Source organism: Streptomyces sp. SP17BM10, assembly GCF_036322405.1.
GTDB lineage: Bacteria > Actinomycetota > Actinomycetes > Streptomycetales > Streptomycetaceae > Kitasatospora.
On sequence record NZ_JAQYXB010000529.1, the window covers coordinates 51,393 to 69,983 of the forward strand.

Genomic DNA, 18,591 nt, shown 5'->3' on the forward strand with positions numbered 1-18,591 from the left:
GAGGCATGACCGACGCAGTCATGAAGCAGCCGAAGCTTCCAGCGTCGTCGAACGGCGCCTCCTGGTGAACCACCGCGTCGACCCGGACATCGCCGCACGGCTGCTCCCCGTGCCGCTGCTCCCGCACCTGGCCAACGGCCACGCCGTCGCGGGCATCTGCCTCGGAGCCGTCCTGATCGGACCCGGCCGCCCCTCGGGCCCACTCGTCCGCCACGGACCGGCTGCTGCTGACGAAACGTCAGCAACTGCCGCCCATCGTCTTGACGGTACACCGCCACAGGCCTAGAACGTAGGCAGCCGCCCGGATCCCCACCCTCCGGGCGCGCGAAAGGTCGTCTTCTCGATCCCCCTCACCGAGGAAGAGGCTTTCCCATGCGCCTTCGCCGCCACCTCGCCGCCACCGTCGCCGCCACCGCGGTCGTCCTGGGCGCGGTCCCCGCGTCCGCAGCCCGGGCACCGGAGCGAACAGCGGACGCCGCAGCCGTGTTGACCACCGACGGCGCCGGCACGACCGCCGTCGCCGTGGGCGACGCGCTCGTCGCGCCGCTCGCCGCGAACACCACCGCCACCTTCTACTCGACCGCCACCAGCACCACCGGCGTCACCTGCGCCGCGTCCCGGCTCTCGGCCACCGTTCTGACCAACCCGGCCGCGCCCGGCACGGCCACGGAGTCCTTGACCGGGCTCGCCTTCGACTCGTGCACGGCCAACGTCACCGGCGTCACGAACGTCGAGAGCCTGACGGTCGGCAACCTGCCCTTCACGCTCTCCGTCGACGACAGCGCCGGCCTCCCGCTCACCCTCGTCGGCGGCGCGGCCGGACCGATCCAGGCCAGCGCCGTGCTCGACACCTGGTTCGGCACGATCACCTGCACCTACCAGCTCAGCGGCACCTTCACCGGCAACGCCGACAACGGCGCCCACAGCCTGACCTTCACCAACGAGCACTTCGCCAAGAGCGACGGCTCCTCGCTCTGCCCGGGAGACGGCTACTTCTCCGCCACCTTCGGGCCCGTGTCCGACACCACCGCCGCCGGAAGCCCGGTGGTCACGATCAACTGAGGCACACCGCCGGGTGCGCGGACGGGCCCGCCGTCCGCGCACCCGGCACGTCACCCCGCGCGATGGCGCTGGAACAGGGCCAGGGCCGCGATGGACGCGGCGTCCTTCAACGAGCCCCCGGCGATGAGTCGCCACACCTCGGCCTCGGAGAACCAGCGGCTGATCAGCCCCGCCTCCGTCTCCTCCAGGCTCGTCTCCCCCGCGGTGAGGTCCGTGGCGAGGAGGACGTGGAAGCCCTGGTCGCAGTACCCGTAGGCCTCGTACAGGTACCCCAGCGGCGTCATGGTGCCGGCCGTCAGCCCCGTCTCCTCGGCGAGTTCGCCGCGGGCGAGGGCGAGCGGGTCCGCGTCCGGCTCGTCCTCCCAGGAGCCTTGCGGGAACTCCCAGTAGCGGGCCTTCACCGTGTACCGGTACTGCTCGACGAGGTGGAAACCGCCGTCGGCGTACGGGACGACGAGCGCGAAGTCCGGCTTCTCGACGACGCCGTAGAGGCCCTCGGCGCCGTCGGGCCGCAGGGTGCGGTCCTCGCGGACGGTCATCCAGCGGTTCCGGTAGACGACGGTGCTGCTGGTGGCCACCAACTCGTGCTCGGGAGGCGAACGGTGAAGCGACCGGTGCGGGATCTCCTTGTCCATGGGCCGACGCTAGCCGATCGCCGCTCGGCTCCGAGCAGCGCGCACGGGGCGCCCGGCGGCCACGGGTACGTTCGGCCGATCACCGGTGGTGACCCTCCCCCGCGCTGCTTAGCGTGGCTGCTGCGCGGCCCGTCTGCCGGCCGCCCCGCCCGTCCCGCGTTCGGCCGCACCCAGGAGGTCCCCGTGCTCACGCTCACGTCCTTACGTGCCGCCGCACGCGCCTGCGCGGTCGCGTGTGCACTCGCCCTCGTCGTCGCCCCGACCACCGCGCGAGCCGCCACACGAGCCACCCAGGTCGTCCAGGTCGTCCAGGTGGGCCTGACCCCGACGACCGGCGTCGCCGGTGTGCCGCTCACCGCTCAGCTGACCGTGCGCTCGAGCGCCTGCACGACGGTCGCCGCGCTCGGCGTGGGCGTCCGGGACGCCCAGGACAACAACCTCGACTTCCCCGGGAACCTCACCGACCAGGAGATCTGCCCGAGCGGGATCACGTTCACCAGCGGCGCGCGGAGCTTCGACGCCGGACGGTACCGCATGTTCGGCTTCTACCAGGACCAGGCCGGTGCCTGGCACAACCTGGCCGAACAGACCCTGACCATCGAGGCTCCCCGGGTGGTCCAGGACCGGCTGACCCCCACCACCGCCACCGCGGACACGTCGACCACCGCGCAGCTCACCGTCCACGCCACCGCCTGCATGACCGTCGCCGTGCTCGGCGTGGGTGTCCGGGACGCCGACGACGACAACCTCGACTTCCCCGGGAGCCTCACCGACCAGCAGATCTGCCCGGACGGCGTCACCCTGACCACCCAGGGGCGCACGTTCCCGGCGGGCCGGTACCGGATGTTCGGCTTCTACCAGGACCAGGCCGGCGTCTGGCACAACCTGGCCGAACAGACCCTGACGGTCTCCGGCACCCCACCGCAGCCGCCCCGGCCGCCCGGCCCGACCTCGCCGATCCCGGGCACCAAGCTGGCCTGGTCGGACGAGTTCGACGGCCCGCTGAACGCCGAGCGCTGGAACAACACCAAGACCAACGCCTACAAGTACGGCGACCACAACCCGAACGACGACAAGCTCGACCGGATCAACCCGGCCAACGTGACGGTCGCCGACGGCGTCGCCACCTTCACCGCGCGCCCCGGCACCTTCCGGCTGCCGAACGGCCGCACCGCGTGGGAGACCGGCCTCCTCACCACCGAGGGCACGCGCGAGCACTTCCAGGTGAGGGCGGGCGACTACGTCGAGACCCGGGTCCGGCTGCCCGAGGAGGACGGCGCGTGGCCGGCGCTGTGGTCGTGGCGCGAGGGCGACCACGAGATCGACTCCTTCGAGTACCACCCGGACAACGGCGACCTGCTGGAGCTGACCAGCCACATCGCCACCGCCCAGAAGTACGTGCGCGACCGCACCGCGATCAAGCCCGGCGAGTGGGTCACCATCGGGACGTACTACGGCGCGTCGTCCACGGTCTGGTACCTCAACGGCAAGCCCGTCTTCGCCGACGGCAAGGGCGTGGGCCGGGGCTTCCACGCCGACCTGATCCTCAACCTGTCGATCTGCTCGGGCAACTACCACCCCGACCCGGACCCGGACACGACGTCGATCAGCTTCGACGCCGACTACGTGCGGGTGTTCCGCTGAGCGCGCGGATCGAACGGCCCGGAGGTCAGCGGACGACCTCGATGACGAAGTCCTCCGAGTCATCCACACTCGGGTCCCCGGGGCTGGTCACCGTCACCGTCCCCCCGACCGCCGGGCCCGGGTAGTCGGCCGCGATCCGCACCGGCACCAGGGCCGTCGCCGTCCGCTCGGACGGCAGGCCCGCCGGGAACGTGCAGGTCACCGTCTGGCCGGCCGCCTTGCAGCTCCGCGGGAAGTACCGGCCTTCGGGCGTCGCCCCGGGCTGCACCGTGACGGTGACGACGAGCTCCGGGGCGTAGCCCGGCGTCTCGTTGGCGATGATCCCGTGCACCGTGGTCAGTTCGCCGGGCGCCGCCGGGTCGGGGTTCTCCTGGATCACCACGACAGCCCCGGACCCGGCCCCCGGCCGGTCCACCGGGCCCGCCGACCCCGACGACCCGGCCACCGCACCGCACACCGCCACTGCCACCGCCAACCGACGCAGCATCAACCGCACCTCTCGCTCTCCGTGGCCCCCCGGAATCACCGGCCACGCTAGGGAGCGGATATCCGGCCCCGACGACGCGACGCGTGCCGGACGTCCGCCGTCACCCCTTCGGCCGAACCGGTGCGCGAACGGCAGGGGCTCCGGACACCGTCCTCGCGCCCGGAGCCCCTGCCGAACCCGCCGAGCCCGGGTGAACGTGCCGATACCTGCCGTACCGCCGTCAGTCCTGGGTGGTCACGCCGATCGCCTGGGCCAGGGCCTCCAGGCCGTAGCGGGTGACGTGCTCCGAGTTGGCCAGGTCGATCGTCCGGACGCCCTCGGTGGCGAGGCGCTCGTTGATCTCCTCCAGGTGCTGCTGCACGACCTGCTTCTCGGCGTCGGTCGTGCGGCCCTTGTGCGGCCGGCCGGCGTGGTCGAGACTCGCGTAGTTGACCCGCTCCCTGGGCGCGGGCGACGCCGCGCCCTGGCTCGGGAGTGACCGGGCGGCAACCGCCTTGGCGCCGCGCAGCACCTCGGCCATCGGCGCCGCCGAGGCCAGCCGGTCGAACGCCCCGGCCTCCATCACGACCGTCCGCGGCCCGGCCTCGCCCGGGTGGTGCAGCTCGATCGTCACCAGGTCGAGCGCCAGCTCCTCCACCGCGGCCAGTTCGCCGGCGAGCGCCTCGATCTCGACCGGGCCGCCCTCCAGGTCGGGGTGGCGGTGGACCACGATGCGCACCAGGTCCTCGTCGTTCTCCACGTGCTCGCCGGTCAGGTCCGAGAACCGGATGATCTTCTGGCCCATGTCTGCCTCTCTTGCCTTGTCGTCCGCGAGGAGCCTACGCCCGGATGATCTTCGTCGGCCCGCCCCGGCGTCCGGCCCGCCCCCGCGTCAGGACCGGCGGCTGCCCGGGACCTTCCACCAGAGGAGCCAGACGCAGGTGGCGACGATCAGCGAGTTCACCAGGATCGGGCCGGGCACCGGACTGTAGCCGCGCATGCCCAGGAACCCCTGGGACTCGATGTACATGTCGAAGTAGAACATCGCCACGTCGAAGACGAAGAAGAGCACCCACACCAGCCCCGCGTGGAGGCGCGGCCGGGGCAGCGCGTGCCCGAGCGAGAACACCGCCGTGACGACGATCACGGGCAGGTAATAGGAGGGCGCCATCCAGCGCAGTTCGTTCCACGGCATCAGCAGGCCCACGGCCCAGAGGGCCACCATGCTGCCGAGGAAGCGCACCAGCCGCGCCACCGCCGGGTTGCCCCGCCGGGCGGCGACCGCCCCGTCCGCGGTCGGCGCCACGCTCGGCGGGTACGGCGGCGCGGGCTGCTGGTGGGGCACGAAACCGCCGCCGGGCGTCGGCTCCCGGTGCGGCATCGTACCGAGCACCGACCGCAGGTGCGCCGTGTTCGGCTCGGGCGCCGGGTAGCCCAGGGGCGGCCCGAACCCGGGCTGCAGGGGCGGCGCGTCGACCCGCGTCGGCGGCGGGACGACCGGGGCCGCCTCGCCCCGGACCACCGACTCCAGTGCCGCGAGGGCCTGTTCGGCCGTCAGCCGCTGCGCCGGGTCCTTGGTGAGCAGCCCGGTGAGCACCGGCCCGAGCGCACCGGCCCGCTGGGTCGGGCGCGGCGGCTGGGTGACGACGGCGATGCACAGCGCGCTGAACGTGTCGGCGTGGAACGGGGCTTGGCCCTCCACCGCCGCGTACAGCGTCGCGCCGAGCGACCACAGGTCGTTGGCGGCCGTCGGCGGCTTGCCCTCCAGCTGCTCGGGGGCCATGTAGGCGGGGGTGCCGATGACGGCGCCGGTGCGGGTGAGCGCGGTGGTCGCGTCGGCCATGTGCGCGATGCCGAAGTCGGTGAGGATGACGCGCTCGTCCATCAACAGGACGTTGTCGGGCTTGAGGTCGCGGTGGACGATCCCCGCCGCGTGCGCCTGCTGGAGCGCCTTGAGCATCGCGGCGCCGATCTCGGCCACCCGCCGGACCGGCAACGCGCCGTCCCGGCCGAGCAGCGCGGCGAGCGAGGAGCCGGTCACGTACTCCATGACGATCACGGGCGCACCCTCGTGCTCGACGACGTCGTGCACGGTGATGATGCCCGGGTGGTTGAGCCGCGCGGCGGCGAGCGCCTCGCGCAGCGTGCGCTGCAGGAGCTGCTCGCGGTGCTCGTCGTCGACGCCGTCCGGCAGGAGCACCTCCTTCACGGCGACGTCCCGCCCGAGGGTCTCGTCCCGCCCCCTCCACACGCGGCCCATGCCGCCCTGTCCGATGAGGTCGTGGAGACGGTACCGGCCCCCGACCACTGCCCCGTTCGATGCTGTCACGGGCCCATACCTTAGTGCCGCGCCCCTGTCCGTGGACACGCCGCGGCAAGGACCGGCACGCGTGGTCCCCGCGACGCCACTTGGTCAGGAATTGGGTATCGCGCGTCAGTTCGGGACTGCTAGCGTCCTCGGCGTGGCAAAGCTGAACCAGATCATCGCCGTCGAAAAAGGCGTCAAGTCCAAGTCCTTCCAGGAGCTGACCCAGGCCCACCAGGACCTGCAGAAGCCCGCGCTGCTGGCCGGGATCTCCCGCACCTACCAGCCCAAGGACGAGGAGGGCGAGCAGCTCCCGCCGGAGTCGACCCGGGTGCAGCTCAAGGCCGAGGACGTCCTGCGGTCCACCGCGACGACGCTCACCCGGCTGTTCGACGTGACGGCCACCAAGGACTGGGCCAACCTCGGCGCCCGCGCCGACGTGGTGGTCGACGGCCGTGTGCTGCTCGCCGAGGTGCCCGTCCCGTACCTGCTCTTCCTGGAGAAGCAGCTCACCGACCTGTTCACCTTCGTGCGGAAGCTCCCGGTGCTGGACGCCTCCGAGTCGTGGAACCTCGACCCGTCCACCGACTCCTGGAAGACCGAGCCGGTGCGCACCATCCGCACCAGGAAGGTGCCGCGCAACCACGTCAAGGCCGAGGCCACCGAGAAGCACCCGGCCCAGGTCGAGGTCTACTACGAGGACGTCCCGGTCGGGTACTGGACGACCGTGAAGTTCTCCGGCGCCCTGCCGGCCCGGCGCGTGAACGAGCTCGCCGAGCGGGTGGAGAAGCTCCAGCAGGCGGTCAAGTTCGCCCGTGAGGAGGCCAACGCCGTGGACGTCACCGACCAGCGCGTCGGCGACGCCGTCTTCGGCTACCTGTTCGGGTAGCCCCCAGATCGCCCGCCCGGGGAGCCGGGCGGGTGCACCGGGCGTGCGCCTCACGCGTCGCCCGGCGCGAAAAGGCTGACACTGACGTTGAAGCTGACCAGGGGTCACAGTGGAGGTTCGAATCCTCCCCCCGGCACCACGGGCCGGGGTAGCCCAAGCGGCAGAGGCAAGCCCCGTCAAACTCAGACTCCCGCTCCAGTCTCAGCATTCGCCGCCGAACACCGGATCGACCGGGTGCGGACGACCATCGACGAATGCAGGTTCAAGTCCTGCCTGTGCCGCTCCGTGGCACGGTAGTTCAACGGCAGAACGCGTCGGTTTCAAAGTGATCCGCGGCCCTTAAACGTGCCGGTGTGAGCAATTGGGCGGCACAAAGGGGCCCGGGAGCAGGCTACGCTCCCGGGTCCTCTCGCCTCCCCGGCACCCGCGCGCGCCTGCGCGGGACGCGCCCTGGTGCGCGCCCGCCGGCTCCCCCGCTGGTCGGAGCGAGGTCAAGCTCAGGTCAAGGGTTGTGCCCGGAGGAGGACGAGGCCCTATCCTGTCAAGCATTCGATAGGACACCTCGTTCGGTGAGGCGTCTTCACGGACACAGGCCACTGATCCCACCCGTCGAGAGACGCTCCGGATCAGGACAGGTCTCCCCGGCCCAAGGGGTGACCCCAAGTGGCTTCCCCGCCGGGACCGGCCGGGGACACGCCGTGGAGTGCCAAAGCTCTGACGAGTTGGGGTGCACCGGACGGCGACGTCCGCCTACCCCTGCCTTGCCGCCGCGCGACGGATCGCGGCCGAGATCGGGAGGGGGCGTGATGGACGGAAGTCCTGGCCATAGTCGGCCCTCCACCGTTTCGTTCCCGCTGTCCTTCTTCCGCTGCTCCAGGCGGCTCCTCCTTCCCTGACCCCGCCGGGTCCGCTCCGCCCGCCCCCTCGCGTCCGTGTGACGCCGGAGGCCCCTGCGCGCGCCCGGTGACGCCTGCGGTCAGGGTTGGCAGTGGCATGCCACCGGGCGGCCCGATGCCCCGTCCTGCCGGGGCGAGGGGGGTTTTCTCCATGGCCACCACCACGCTGTTCTCTTCCGCCACGGCGCGCCTTCGCGACCGCACCGTCGAGGCCGAGCGCCGCACCACCGTCACCAAGGCCGTCCGTTCGTCGCTCGTCTCGCTCGCCGGGCTGGTCGGCGGACCGGTCACCAACCAGGCCGGCGAGGAGGTGGGCCGCGTCGTCGACGTCGTCGCCCGCCTCTACGGACCGGAGCCCTACCCGCCCGTCACCGGTCTGATCATCCGCATAGGACGCCGCCGCGCCTTCATCGCGGCCACCGCCGTCGAGCGGATCCACACCTGCGGGGTCCGGCTGCGCACCTCCCGCGTCGACCTGCGCGAGTTCAACCGCAGGCCCGGCGAGGTACTGCTGGCCCGCGACGTGATGGACCACCAGCTCGTCGACGTCGACGGCGTCCAGGTCACCCGCGCCGCCGACCTCTACCTCGCCCCGCTGGCCGCCCGCACCGTCCTGGTCGGCGTCGACGTCTCGCTGCCCACCCTCCTGCGCCGCCTCGGCCCCCGCCGGTGGCAGATCCGCCCCACCCCCGACGGCGTCCTGGACTGGCAGTCCGTCGCCCCCTTCGGCGAGCAGGCCACCCACGGCCCCGCCGAGGTGCGCCTGCGCGCCTCCCGCTCGGCGCTGCACCGGCTGCGCCCGGCCGACCTCGCCGACATCCTGGAGGACCTCGGCCGCCACGAGCGCCAGCAGCTGCTCGGCTGGCTGGAGCCGGAGCACGCGGCCGACGCGCTGGAGGAGATGGAGCCCGCCGAGCTGGAGAACCTCCTGCGCGAGGCGCCGCCCGAGCACGCCGCCCGGCTCGTCGACGAGATGGAGCCCGACGAGGCCGCCGACGCCCTGCGCGACCTGAACCCGGGCGAGCGCGAGAACCTCCTGGCCCGGATGCCCGAGCCCGAGGCCGCCGAACTCCGCTCGCTGCTCACCCACCGCGAGGGCACCGCCGGCGGCGCGATGACCACCCTGCTGGTCACCACCCGCCCCGCCCGGACCGTCGGCGAGGTGCGCGCCGAACTCGCCGCGCAGGCCGAACACCGCACCGACATCGACGCGGTGACCGTCCTCGACGACGACGGCGTGCTCATCGGCGACATCCCGCTGTTCGACCTCACCGTCGCCGAGGACACCACCGTCGTCGCCGACCTGGTCGCCTGGCGCGCCCAGTTCGGCCCCCCGGTGACCGTCAGCCCCGACACCCGCCTCGCCGAGGCCGCCCACCACCTGGTCGCCGCCCGCGCCACCTCCCTGCTCGTGGTCGACGACACCGACCGCCCCCTCGGCCGGGTCCTGGCCGACGACATCCTCGACTCGCTGCTCCCCGAGCGCGGGCGCCTGCACTTCCGGAGGCTCCTCAAGTGACCCGCGACCTCGACACCCGCCCCGACGCCGACGCGTCCGCTCCCGAGGAGGCGCGGTCGTCCGCCGCCGCGCCCGGACGCCGACGGGGGTTGCGGCGCATCGCCGCCGTCGCGATGGTGGCCGGCCCCGGGCTGGTCGCGGCGAACGCCGGCAACGACGCGGCCGGGATCGCCACCTACGCCAGTGCCGGCTCGCAGTTCACGTACGGAACGCTGTTCTTCATGGTGCTCGTCACCCTCGCCCTGGTGATGGTGCAGGAGATGGCCGTCCGGCTCGGCGCGCACACCGGCAAGGGCCTCGGCGCGCTCATCCGCGAGCAGTTCAGCCTCCGGCTCACGGCGCTCGCGGTGTTCTGCCTGCTGCTGGCCAACACCGGGCTGGTCGTCAGCGAGTTCGCCGGGATCGGCGCCGCCTTCGAGCTGCTCGGGGTGCCGAAGTGGGCGGTCATCCCGCCGGCCGCCGTCCTGCTGTGGTCGCTGGTGCTCTTCGGCTCGTACAAGTGGGCCGAGCGCATCTTCCTGGTGATGTCGCTGGCGTTCTTCGCCTACCCCGTCGCCATGGTCATGGGCCACCCGGACTGGGGGCAGGTCGGCGAGCACCTGGTGATCCCGCACCTGGAGCCCAGCAAGGACTTCATCCTGCTGGCCGTCGCGCTGATCGGCACGACCGTCAGCCCGTACATGCAGTTCTACGCGGCGGCCGGCGTCGTCGACCGCGGCGCCAAGCCGGCCGACTACAAGCTGATCCGGGCGGACGCCGTGCTCGGCGCGGTGTTCGCGTGCGTGATCAGCCTGACGATCATCATCGCCACCGCCTCCGCGATCGGCGGCACCGGGCCCCTGGAGTCGGCGGCGGAGGCCGCCGAGGCGCTCAAGCCGGTCGCCGGGCACGGCGCCGAGCTGCTGTTCGCGTTCGGGCTGATGGGCGCCTCCGCGCTGGCCGGCGCCGTGGTGCCGCTCTCCGCCAGCTACGCGATCGGCGAGGCCGCCGGCGTCGAGCGCTCGGTGTCACGCAGCTTCCGCGACGCTCCGCTGTTCCTCGGGGTGTTCACCGCGCAGATCGCGCTCGGCGCCGTCGTGGCGCTCACCCCGGTGGACCTCATCCAGCTGCTGATCGGCACCCAGGTGCTCCAGGGCCTGATCAGCCCGATCGTGCTGGTCTACCTCCTGGCGCTCACCAACCGCCGCTCCGTCCTCGGCGAGGCGGCCAACAGCCCCCGCTACCGAGTCGTGGCCACCATCGTGGTCGTCGGCGTCGCCCTGATGTCGACGATCCTGCTCGGCCAGACCGTGCTGGGCTGGGTCGGCATCGGCTGAGCCCGACCGGAGTCCGCGACCGGGCCCGCCGTCCGCGGACGGCGGGCCCGGTCGCGTTCGCGGACCTCCGGGCGCCGGGAACTACTTCTGTTTGATCGCCGAGACGTCGAACTGCAGGACGACCTTGTCCCCCACCAGGACCCCGCCGCCCTCCAGCGCCGCGTTCCAGGTGACGCCGAACTCCTTGCGGCTGATCGTCACCTCGCCCTCCAGGCCCACCCGCAGATTGCCGTACGGGTCGACGGCATTGCCGGTGTACTCGACGTCGATCGCGACCGGGCGGGTGGTGTCCTTGATCGTGAGGTCCCCGGTGACCCGGTACACCGTGTCGGAGCGGGCCTCGATCCGAGTGCTGCGGAACGTGATCTCGGGGAAGTTCGGGGCGTCCAGGAAGTCGTTGGTGCGCAGGTGCTGGTCGCGCTGTTCGACGCCGGTGTCGATGCTCCCGGCCTTGATCACCACCTCGGCGCTCGACCGGGACGGGTCCGCGCCGTCCAGGTGGGCGGTGCCCTCGAACGTGTGGAACGCGCCGTGGACCTTGGTCACCATGGCGTGGCGCGCCACGAAGCCGATCCGGGTGTGGGCGGTGTCGAAGACGTAGTCCCCGGTGAGTTCGGCGAGTTCGGCAGTCATGGCGGGTGTTCCTCCCGTTGGTCCCGGGCCCGGGACGCCGTCCGCCCCGGGTCGTTCCGGCTCACGCTAAGGCCTCTTCGGCCCGCCTTCCGGACGGACGCGCGGAGGAGCGGGCGGGGCTGCGCCGTCCGCCCGGCCGCGCGCCGCACGACCAGCCGAACGAGTGAATCCGGCGACCGGTCCGCGGCGGCCTCCGGCCTTCCCCTTCGATGCCTCCGCGCCTTGCGCGCCCGGCCCGCCGCGGCTCCGGCTGCTCCCGCCAGGTGCTCGAAAACACCCCGTTCGACCCGGGCTCGCCCGGGAACGAATCGCTTGAACGGCAGGCTCGAACAGCACCATCATCGAACCTCCGCCGCCCGCTGTGCAGCCTCAACTCCGTTGTCATCCGGCCTATTTGGGCCTACCTCGGGCTGCCCGGCGACGGCTCCGCACGTCCGTTCACGCGCCTGGAGGAGCTGTGGTGAATCCCCCCACCCCGGTGATCGGCGACCCCCGCGAGGAGGCCGACGCATGAGTGCCCAGACCCAGCAGTCCACCGACGGCGTCAACGCCCCCGGCGACGCCGACGAAGAGCTCACGTGGCTGGCCGACCGCCGCCGCATCGAGACGATCGAGGCGATCAGCGTCGGCGCGATGGCCCGCCGCCTGCCCACACTCGTCGTCCGCGCCTTCCGCCTCGGCTGGCGCATCGACCGGTTCTCCGTCGCCCTGCTCCTCGCCTGCCAGGTCCTGTCCGCCGTGCTCGGCGCGACCGGCCTGCTCGCCACGACCGGCACCATCGCCGCCCTGTTCGGCCCCGGCCGGGTCGGCGAGAAGCTCGCGCACGCCGCGCCGTCGATCCTGGTGATCGCCGCGGCGGCCGGTGTCCGCTCACTGCTCGGCATCACGATCCGCACCATCACCATCCACCTCTCCCCCCGCATCTCCCGCGAGGCGGAGGCCGCCGTCCTGCGCGCCACCGTCGCCGCCGAGCTCACCGCCTACGACACCGCCGGCTACAACGACGAGCTGGACGCCGCCGACCGCGGCGCCGACGTGTGCGTCGACATCGTCGGCGAGGCGCAGAACCTGATCGCCTCCCTCGCCTCGCTCATCGGCGCCGCCGGCGTCCTGACCGTCCTCCACCCCCTCCTGCTCCCGCTGCTGGTGCTCGCCGCGCTGCCGCAGGGCTTCGCGTCGGTGCGCGCCGCGCGGGTCCAGTTCCTCGCGAACCGGGCCACCATCGGCGACCGCCGGATCATGGCCAACCTGCGCTGGTACATCCACGTCAAGCGCAACGCCGACCAGATCCGCTCCGACACCATGGGCGACTTCCTGCTCGAGAAGTACGAACACGTCGGCCGCCGCCTCGACGCCACCTCCCGCCGCGCCGCGCTGACCACCGCCCGCGTCTCGGTGCTCGGCGCCGCCGCCACGGGGCTCGGCACCGCCCTCGTGTGGGCGGCGATGCTGTGGCTCGTCAGCACCGGCCGCATGGGCCTCCCCCAGGGCGGCGCGGCGGTGTTCGCGCTCGGCGCGGTCAGCACCAGCCTGCACGGCATCGTCGGCTACGGCGCCGACCTGTTCCGCACCGGCATGTACCTCGACGACTGGTCCACCTTCCTCGACACCGCCGGCGGCCACCGCCTCCAGCGCGGCGACCGGGTGCCCGAACCGCCGCGCCGCATCGCCGTCGAGGACCTCCACTACGCCTACCCGGCCTCCGAACGCACCGCGCTCGACGGCGTGAACCTGCACGTCGAACGCGGCGAGATCCTGGCCCTCGTCGGCGAGAACGGCTCCGGCAAGACCACCCTCGCCAAGCTGCTCTCCGGCCTCTACCTGCCCACCGCCGGGGCCGTTCGGTGGGACGGCCACGACACCCGCGACCTCGACCCGCACGCCCTGTGGCGCCAGGTCGCCGTCGTCCCCCAGGACTACGCCCGCTGGCCGCTCACCTGCCGCGACAACATCACCCTCGGCCAGCCCGCCCCCGACGGCGACGCCGCCGTGCTGCGCGCCGCCGAGGCCTCCGGCGCGGCCGAGGTCGTCGCCAAGCTCCGCCGGGGCCTGTCCACACTCCTGGCCGTCGAATGGATGGGCGGCGAGGAACTCTCCGGCGGTCAGTGGCAGCGCCTGGCCATCGCCCGCGCCTTCCACCGGGAGGCCGGCCTCCTCGTCCTCGACGAACCCACTGCCGCCCTCGACCCCCGCGCCGAGCACCGCATCTTCCGCAACCTGCGCGCCGTCGCGCAGGAGCGGGCGGTCGTCCTGGTCACGCACCGGCTCACGAACGTGGCCGTGGCCGACCGCATCGTCGTCCTGGAGGACGGCAAGGTCCTCCAGGAGGGCACGTTCACCGAGCTGGTGGCCGAGAAGGGCGGCCGCTTCAGGGAGTTGTGGGACCTCCAGAACGAGCGCAGCGGCCTGCCCGCCCAGCGCGTCAGCCCGTCCTGCGAGAGTGAGGGGCCGGGCTGGTGAGCGCCGTCCGGGGGTCAGCCCGCCGGTGGCGGCGGGCGAGGCCGCGGGTGCGGGTGCGACCCACATGCGCTTGACCCCGGCGGGGGCACCGGCCGGCGGGCTTCAGGCCGGTGCAGCCGAAGGGTTCGCCGTCCGTGGTCCGGGGCACGGTGTCCAGGGTGACGGTGGCGGCGGTCAGCAGGCGATCGACCGCGGCTGCGAGCGGACCGAATCGATGGGCCGGCGTCGCCCGGCAGGCTAGGGTGGGCGGCGATGACTACCGGAACGGCCCCGCGCCACAAGCGGATTGTCGCCCCGGCGCTCCGCTGAGCGCCGGACGGGCCGGTACGGGCCCGCAGGTGGATCGCAGGCCCGGCGCTCGCGTCCGGGCTCCGCCTCCATCGTGTTCGACCTCCGATTCGAAACGCCCACCACGGCAGGAGACTTCATGCCCACCCGTACCGCGACGCTGCTCATACCCACCCCCGACGGCCGGGCCGACGCCTTCGCCGCCTTCCCCGACCACGGCGGGCCGCACCCCGGGGTGCTCATGTACCCGGACGCCTTCGGCATCCGCCCGGTGATCGAGGAGATGGCCCGCGAGCTGGCCGGGCACGGCTACTACGTGCTCGTGCCCAACTTCTTCTACCGGCAGGGCCCGTCACCCGTCGTCGAGCTCCCCGAGTTCATCGGCGACGACGTCCGGGACGGGATCATCGGGCAGGTGATGCCCCTCATCCGGGCGCACACCACCGAGGTGTCGCTCCGCGACGCCGACGCCTTCGTCCGGTTCCTGACCACCCGGCCCGAGGTCGCCGCCGGCCCGATCGCCGTGACCGGCTACTGTTTCGGCGGCCTCCTCGCGATGCGCACCGCCTCGGCCCACCCCGGGCAGGTCGCCGCCGTCGCCGGGTTCCACGGCCCCGTGGTCGGCGACGGGCCCGACGGCCTGCACCGCCTCCTCTCGGCCGTCACCGCCGAGGTCCACCTGGGCCACGCCGCGAGCGACCAGACGCCCGAGACGCTCGCCGAGCTCAACCGGGCCCTGGACGCGGCCGGCCTCAGGTACACGTCCGAGATCCACCCCGGCACCGTCCACGGCTTCACGATGGCCGACACCTCGGCCTTCGACGCGGACGGCCTGAAGCGCCACTGGGAGCAGCTGCTCCTCCTCCTCGACCGCGCGCTGGGGTAGGTCACCCCTCCCGGCGCAGGTGGGCATCGATCAGGGCGAAGGTCGCTTCCGGCTGTTCGATCTGCGGGAGGTGGCCCGCCCCGGGGATGAGCTCGAACCGCCCGTCGCCGAAGGCGTCCGCGTACGCCGCGCCGTAGGCCGGGGTGACGATGCGGTCGCTCTCGCCCCACAGCACGAGGGCGGGCACCTCGACGCGCGGGAGGCGGTGGAGCAGCTTGGGGTCGTGCATGTAGGGGTCGGCGGCCAGGACGCGCATGGTGGCCATGTTGGCCTGGTGGGCGGCGGCCTGGTCGGCGGAGAGGCCTGCCGGGTCGACGTAGAAGCGGTCGGGGTCGTGCCAGGAGTGCTCGGCGGCGGCGCGGGCGTCGAGGGCGAAGAAGTCGGTGATCGGCTCGCCCTCGATCCGCACGCCGACGGCGTTGATCAGGACGACGCCGGTGACGATGCCGGTGGTGTCGAGCGCGGCCATCTCGGCCGCCGTCCAGCCGCCCATCGAGGAGCCGACGACCAGGACGTCCTCCAGACCCCGCTCGTGCAGCATGCGGAGGTAGAGGAGGGCGAGGTCGTCGACGCCGGCCAGCCAGTGGGGGCGGGGCGTGCCGTTCCAGCCGGGGTGCGTCGGTGCGATGGTGTGTGCGCCGCGGGAGAGGTGCTCGGCGAGGCGCGCGACGGTGTGCGGGCCTCCGCCGCCGTGCAGCAGCAGGACCGGCCTGCCGTTGCCGGCCTCGGAGAGGGTGAGGGGCAGGTCGCCGTACATGACGGTGGTGTGGTGGAGGGTCATGACCCCAGGGTAACTAAATATCTTTAATTAAGCTAGCTTGGTTATCGGGCGACCCCGGCCCTAGACTCGCCTCATGCATGGTGAGCTGCAGGTTCTCGGACGAGCGGTCAAGCAGGCGCAGTACCGGCAGCACCGGGCGCTGGACACCGCTCTCGCCGCCGTCGGCACGACGCTCGCCCAGTGGGACGCCCTGCGGGCGATCGGCCGCTCGCCCGGGGCGTCCGCCCGCGCGCTCGCCGCGGCGACCTTCCAGAGCGAGCAGGCCTTCGGCACGCTCGCAGGCCGCCTGACGGCCCAGGGCCTGGTGGAGCGCACGCCGGGGCACGGGCGCCGCATCGAGCACCACCTCACCCCGGCCGGCGAGCAGGTCCTCGCCGCCGGGCACCGGGTCGCGGACGAGGTGCTCGCGGAATGCTTCGCCCCCCTGGCGCCCGGGGACCGCGCGACGCTCCTCGACCTGCTCCGGCGCCTCGGGGAGGATCAGTTGCCGCGGTAGGGCGCCGCGGCGTCCCGGTAGCGCTGGTGCTCGGCGGCGTGGTCCGGGATGTGGGCGCCCGAGGAGAAGAACCACCGTGCGCACCGGCTCGGCCGCCTCGAGCGATGCCGGTCCGCACCGACAGTCGGTCACCTGCGGGGGACCACGACCTACCGTTCCGAGCTCCGGCGTCCGCGCCTCGCCCGTACCGGGCAATTTCCGCCGTGTCCGGGGAGCGGTCACGGGCGGGCGGAGCGGGATGTGGCAGGTAGGAGGGCGACGGGTGGCGTGTGCCGCTCCCTCGCATTCCCTTCCACCGAACGGAGCCCCCATGCGCAGACGTCGCGGTGTCCTGATCGCCGCCGCCCTCCTCGCCCAGCTCGCCGCCGGGCCGTCCCAGGCCGTCGCGGCGGGGTGGGAGCCCGCCGAGCAGTGCGGGGTGGTGCGCGGCGGGGACGGGCCGCTGGGCGGGGCGGAGGTGACGCTGTACCAGGCCGGGGACGGCGGGGGCGGCCGCCCGCGGGTCCTGGGCAGGGCACGGAGCAGGGAGGACGGGCGGTTCACGCTCGACTACCGCCGCCCCGAGGACCTGCGCGCCGTGCTGTACGTGCTGGCCGACTTCGGGCGGGAGCGGCGCGGCGCCGCACGCTCCCCGGTCACGCTCGCCGCGGTCCTCAGCGGAGCCGCCGCGCCGTCCGAGCTCGTCGTCAACGAGCGGACCACCGTCGCCGCGGCCTACGCCCTCGCGCGCTTCACCGGCCCGGGCGGCGTCACCGGCACCTACCCCGGGCTGCAGAACGCCGCCGCCATCGCGCACAACCTGGCCGACACCGGCACCGGCGAGATCGCCGCGCCGCTCGCCGCGCCGCCGAACGGGGACCAGACCTCGACGATGGCGGAGGTCAACACCCTCGCCAACCTGCTCGCCTCATGCGTCACCGCGGGTCCCGGCAGCGCCTGCGACCAGTTGCTCGACCTGGCCCACCGCCCCGGCCGCGAGCGGCCGCGCGACACCCTCCAGGCCGCCGTCGACATCGCCCACGACCCCGGCAACAACGCCGCCGCCCTGTTCGACCTCGCCGCGACCACCCCGCGCTACGGGCCCGCGCTCCCCGCCGCCCCCGACGCCTGGACGGTGGCCCTGCGCTACGACGGCAACGGCCACGAGGTCGACGGCCCCGGCAACCTCGCCTTCGACGCCGACGGCAACGCCTGGATCAGCAACAACTACGGCTTCGATGCCGACCCGCTCGTCCCGGCCTGCGGAGGCCGGACCGTCCTCAAGTTCACCCCCACCGGCCAGGACGCCCCCGGCGCCCCCTATCGGGGCGGCGGTCTGTACGGCGCGGGATTCGGCATCACCGTGGACGCCAAGGGCAGCGCCTGGGTCGGCAGCTTCGGCTTCCAGGGCCGCGATTGCCCGGTCGACCCGACCGGGCTCGAACGCAGCGTCTCCCAGTTCGCCCCCGACGGCACCCCGCTCTCCCCGCCGCAGGGCTGGCGCGGCGCCGGGATCGTCCAGCCCCAGGGCATGTCCGCCGACCGCGCCGGCACGGTCTGGGTCGCCAACTGCGGCAGCGACAGCGTGGCCCGGATCCCGGACGGCGACGCCGCCCGCGCCCGGGAGGTCGCCACGCCCGGCGTCCACAAGCCCTTCGGCACCTCCGTGGACCCGGCCGGGCGGCTCTGGGTCAGCGGGAACGGCAGCGACACCGTCCAGGTCGTCGGCCCCGACGGCACCCCCGGGCCGACGGTGTCCGGCGGCGGCCTGAACAAACCGCTGGGCGTCGCCACGGACAGCCGGGGCAACGCGTGGGTGAGCAACAGCGGCATCCTGCCCGTGCCCTGCGGGAACAGCTCCGTGGACGACCTCGCGAACGCGGTGGCGGCCGAGGCGGGCCCGCGCCCGGGCACCTCGGTGACGCTCATCGGGTCCGACGGCACCCCGGCACCCGAACCGTTCACCAACGGAGGCCTGTTCCTGCCCTGGGGCGTCGCCGTCGACGGCGACGACACCGTGTGGGTCGCCAACTTCGGCGGCCACCGGGTCGCCCGGCTGTGCGGCGTCAACCTCGCCGCCTGCCCGCCCGGGTACCGCACCGGCCAGCCCATCTCCCCGGCCGGCACCGGCTACACGAGCGACGGGCTGGAGCGCAACACGGGCGTCCAGATCGACCCCTCCGGCAACGTCTGGCTGGCCAACAACTGGCGGACCGTCCCGATCCAGACCAACCCCGGCGGCCACGAGGTGGTCGTCCTGATCGGCGCCGCGGCGCCCGTCCCGGCCCCGCAGCTCGGCGGACCCGCGCAGCCCTGACCCGGGGCGGGCGAGCGGA

General features: G+C 73.3%; 15 protein-coding genes, 1 pseudogene and 1 riboswitch. Of the genes and pseudogenes, 10 read left to right on the top strand and 6 right to left on the bottom strand.

Going from position 1 to position 18,591, the window contains the following annotated elements:
• Nucleotides 1-64: 64 nt before the first annotated feature.
• Nucleotides 65-262 (top strand): annotated as a pseudogene (locus PUR71_RS11240) (hypothetical protein); the annotation flags it as partial.
• Nucleotides 263-372: 110 nt separating this feature from the next.
• Entirely contained in the window at nucleotides 373-1,062 is a 690-nt protein-coding gene (locus tag PUR71_RS11245; RefSeq protein WP_329926626.1) for a Tat pathway signal sequence domain protein, read from the top strand.
• Nucleotides 1,063-1,112: 50 nt separating this feature from the next.
• On the opposite strand, the gene PUR71_RS11250 is transcribed toward PUR71_RS11245, so the two are convergent.
• Complete coding sequence (locus PUR71_RS11250) at nucleotides 1,113-1,697, bottom strand: NUDIX hydrolase (protein ID WP_329926628.1); 585 nt, start codon at nucleotides 1,695-1,697, stop codon at nucleotides 1,113-1,115.
• A 183-nt stretch (nucleotides 1,698-1,880) separates the two neighbouring features.
• Here PUR71_RS11250 and PUR71_RS11255 point away from each other — a divergent pair, with 183 nt between their 5' ends.
• Nucleotides 1,881-3,341, top strand: coding sequence for a glycoside hydrolase family 16 protein (locus PUR71_RS11255; RefSeq protein WP_329926630.1), 1,461 nt, complete (start codon nucleotides 1,881-1,883; stop codon nucleotides 3,339-3,341).
• A gap of 25 nt (nucleotides 3,342-3,366) precedes the next feature.
• On the opposite strand, the gene PUR71_RS11260 is transcribed toward PUR71_RS11255, so the two are convergent.
• From PUR71_RS11260 to PUR71_RS11270, 3 genes are all read right to left on the bottom strand, one after another.
• Nucleotides 3,367-3,828, bottom strand: a complete 462-nt coding sequence (locus PUR71_RS11260; protein WP_329926632.1) for a hypothetical protein — start codon at nucleotides 3,826-3,828, stop codon at nucleotides 3,367-3,369.
• A gap of 220 nt (nucleotides 3,829-4,048) precedes the next feature.
• A complete protein-coding gene (locus tag PUR71_RS11265; protein ID WP_329926634.1) occupies nucleotides 4,049-4,612 on the bottom strand; it encodes a hypothetical protein in 564 nt (187 codons plus the stop codon).
• 87 nt (nucleotides 4,613-4,699) lie between these two features.
• On the bottom strand, nucleotides 4,700-6,136 hold the full coding sequence (locus PUR71_RS11270; protein ID WP_329926636.1) for a serine/threonine-protein kinase: 1,437 nt from the start codon (nucleotides 6,134-6,136) through the stop codon (nucleotides 4,700-4,702).
• A gap of 133 nt (nucleotides 6,137-6,269) precedes the next feature.
• On the opposite strand from PUR71_RS11270, the gene PUR71_RS11275 reads away from it, so the two are divergent.
• The 3 genes from PUR71_RS11275 to PUR71_RS11285 all read left to right on the top strand — a co-directional run bounded on the left by PUR71_RS11275 (nucleotide 6,270) and on the right by PUR71_RS11285 (nucleotide 10,732).
• Nucleotides 6,270-7,001: a DUF7873 family protein gene (locus PUR71_RS11275; protein WP_329926638.1), complete on the top strand. Its 732-nt coding sequence runs from the start codon at nucleotides 6,270-6,272 to the stop codon at nucleotides 6,999-7,001.
• Between the two features lie 554 nt (nucleotides 7,002-7,555).
• Nucleotides 7,556-7,735: riboswitch (M-box (ykoK) riboswitch) on the top strand.
• Nucleotides 7,736-8,048: 313 nt separating this feature from the next.
• Nucleotides 8,049-9,416 (top strand): magnesium transporter MgtE N-terminal domain-containing protein, encoded by a 1,368-nt coding sequence (locus tag PUR71_RS11280; RefSeq protein ID WP_329926640.1) that lies wholly within the window; start codon nucleotides 8,049-8,051, stop codon nucleotides 9,414-9,416.
• Complete coding sequence (locus PUR71_RS11285; protein WP_329926641.1) at nucleotides 9,413-10,732, top strand: NRAMP family divalent metal transporter; 1,320 nt, start codon at nucleotides 9,413-9,415, stop codon at nucleotides 10,730-10,732. Before PUR71_RS11280 ends, PUR71_RS11285 begins: the two co-directional genes overlap by 4 nt.
• 81 nt (nucleotides 10,733-10,813) lie before the next feature.
• On the opposite strand, the gene PUR71_RS11290 is transcribed toward PUR71_RS11285, so the two are convergent.
• Entirely contained in the window at nucleotides 10,814-11,365 is a 552-nt protein-coding gene (locus tag PUR71_RS11290; RefSeq protein WP_329926643.1) for a YceI family protein, read from the bottom strand.
• 510 nt (nucleotides 11,366-11,875) lie between these two features.
• On the opposite strand from PUR71_RS11290, the gene PUR71_RS11295 reads away from it, so the two are divergent.
• Nucleotides 11,876-13,825: an ABC transporter ATP-binding protein gene (locus tag PUR71_RS11295; protein WP_329926645.1), complete on the top strand. Its 1,950-nt coding sequence runs from the start codon at nucleotides 11,876-11,878 to the stop codon at nucleotides 13,823-13,825.
• Nucleotides 13,826-14,252: 427 nt separating this feature from the next.
• Complete coding sequence (locus PUR71_RS11300; protein ID WP_329926647.1) at nucleotides 14,253-14,999, top strand: dienelactone hydrolase family protein; 747 nt, start codon at nucleotides 14,253-14,255, stop codon at nucleotides 14,997-14,999.
• A gap of 1 nt (nucleotide 15,000) precedes the next feature.
• On the opposite strand, the gene PUR71_RS11305 is transcribed toward PUR71_RS11300, so the two are convergent.
• A complete protein-coding gene (locus tag PUR71_RS11305; RefSeq protein ID WP_329926649.1) occupies nucleotides 15,001-15,780 on the bottom strand; it encodes an alpha/beta fold hydrolase in 780 nt (259 codons plus the stop codon).
• A gap of 73 nt (nucleotides 15,781-15,853) precedes the next feature.
• On the opposite strand from PUR71_RS11305, the gene PUR71_RS11310 reads away from it, so the two are divergent.
• Both PUR71_RS11310 and PUR71_RS11315 read left to right on the top strand, forming a co-directional pair.
• A complete protein-coding gene (locus PUR71_RS11310; RefSeq protein ID WP_329926651.1) occupies nucleotides 15,854-16,276 on the top strand; it encodes a MarR family winged helix-turn-helix transcriptional regulator in 423 nt (140 codons plus the stop codon).
• Between the two features lie 310 nt (nucleotides 16,277-16,586).
• Nucleotides 16,587-18,572 (top strand): hypothetical protein, encoded by a 1,986-nt coding sequence (locus PUR71_RS11315; protein WP_329926652.1) that lies wholly within the window; start codon nucleotides 16,587-16,589, stop codon nucleotides 18,570-18,572.
• The last annotated feature ends 19 nt before the right edge of the window (nucleotides 18,573-18,591 follow it).

Bases quoted from the DNA above. Each gene is read 5' to 3' on its own strand.
- PUR71_RS11245 (WP_329926626.1), top strand. From the start codon at position 373: ATGCGCCTTCGCCGCCACCTCGCCGCCACCGTCGCCGCCACCGCGGTC.
- PUR71_RS11250 (WP_329926628.1), bottom strand. From the start codon at position 1,697: ATGGACAAGGAGATCCCGCACCGGTCGCTTCACCGTTCGCCTCCCGAG.
- PUR71_RS11260 (WP_329926632.1), bottom strand. From the start codon at position 3,828: ATGCTGCGTCGGTTGGCGGTGGCAGTGGCGGTGTGCGGTGCGGTGGCC.
- PUR71_RS11265 (WP_329926634.1), bottom strand. From the start codon at position 4,612: ATGGGCCAGAAGATCATCCGGTTCTCGGACCTGACCGGCGAGCACGTG.
- PUR71_RS11280 (WP_329926640.1), top strand. From the start codon at position 8,049: ATGGCCACCACCACGCTGTTCTCTTCCGCCACGGCGCGCCTTCGCGAC.
- PUR71_RS11290 (WP_329926643.1), bottom strand. From the start codon at position 11,365: ATGACTGCCGAACTCGCCGAACTCACCGGGGACTACGTCTTCGACACC.
- PUR71_RS11295 (WP_329926645.1), top strand. From the start codon at position 11,876: ATGAGTGCCCAGACCCAGCAGTCCACCGACGGCGTCAACGCCCCCGGC.
- PUR71_RS11300 (WP_329926647.1), top strand. From the start codon at position 14,253: ATGCCCACCCGTACCGCGACGCTGCTCATACCCACCCCCGACGGCCGG.
- PUR71_RS11305 (WP_329926649.1), bottom strand. From the start codon at position 15,780: ATGACCCTCCACCACACCACCGTCATGTACGGCGACCTGCCCCTCACC.
- PUR71_RS11310 (WP_329926651.1), top strand. From the start codon at position 15,854: ATGCATGGTGAGCTGCAGGTTCTCGGACGAGCGGTCAAGCAGGCGCAG.
- PUR71_RS11315 (WP_329926652.1), top strand. From the start codon at position 16,587: ATGCGCAGACGTCGCGGTGTCCTGATCGCCGCCGCCCTCCTCGCCCAG.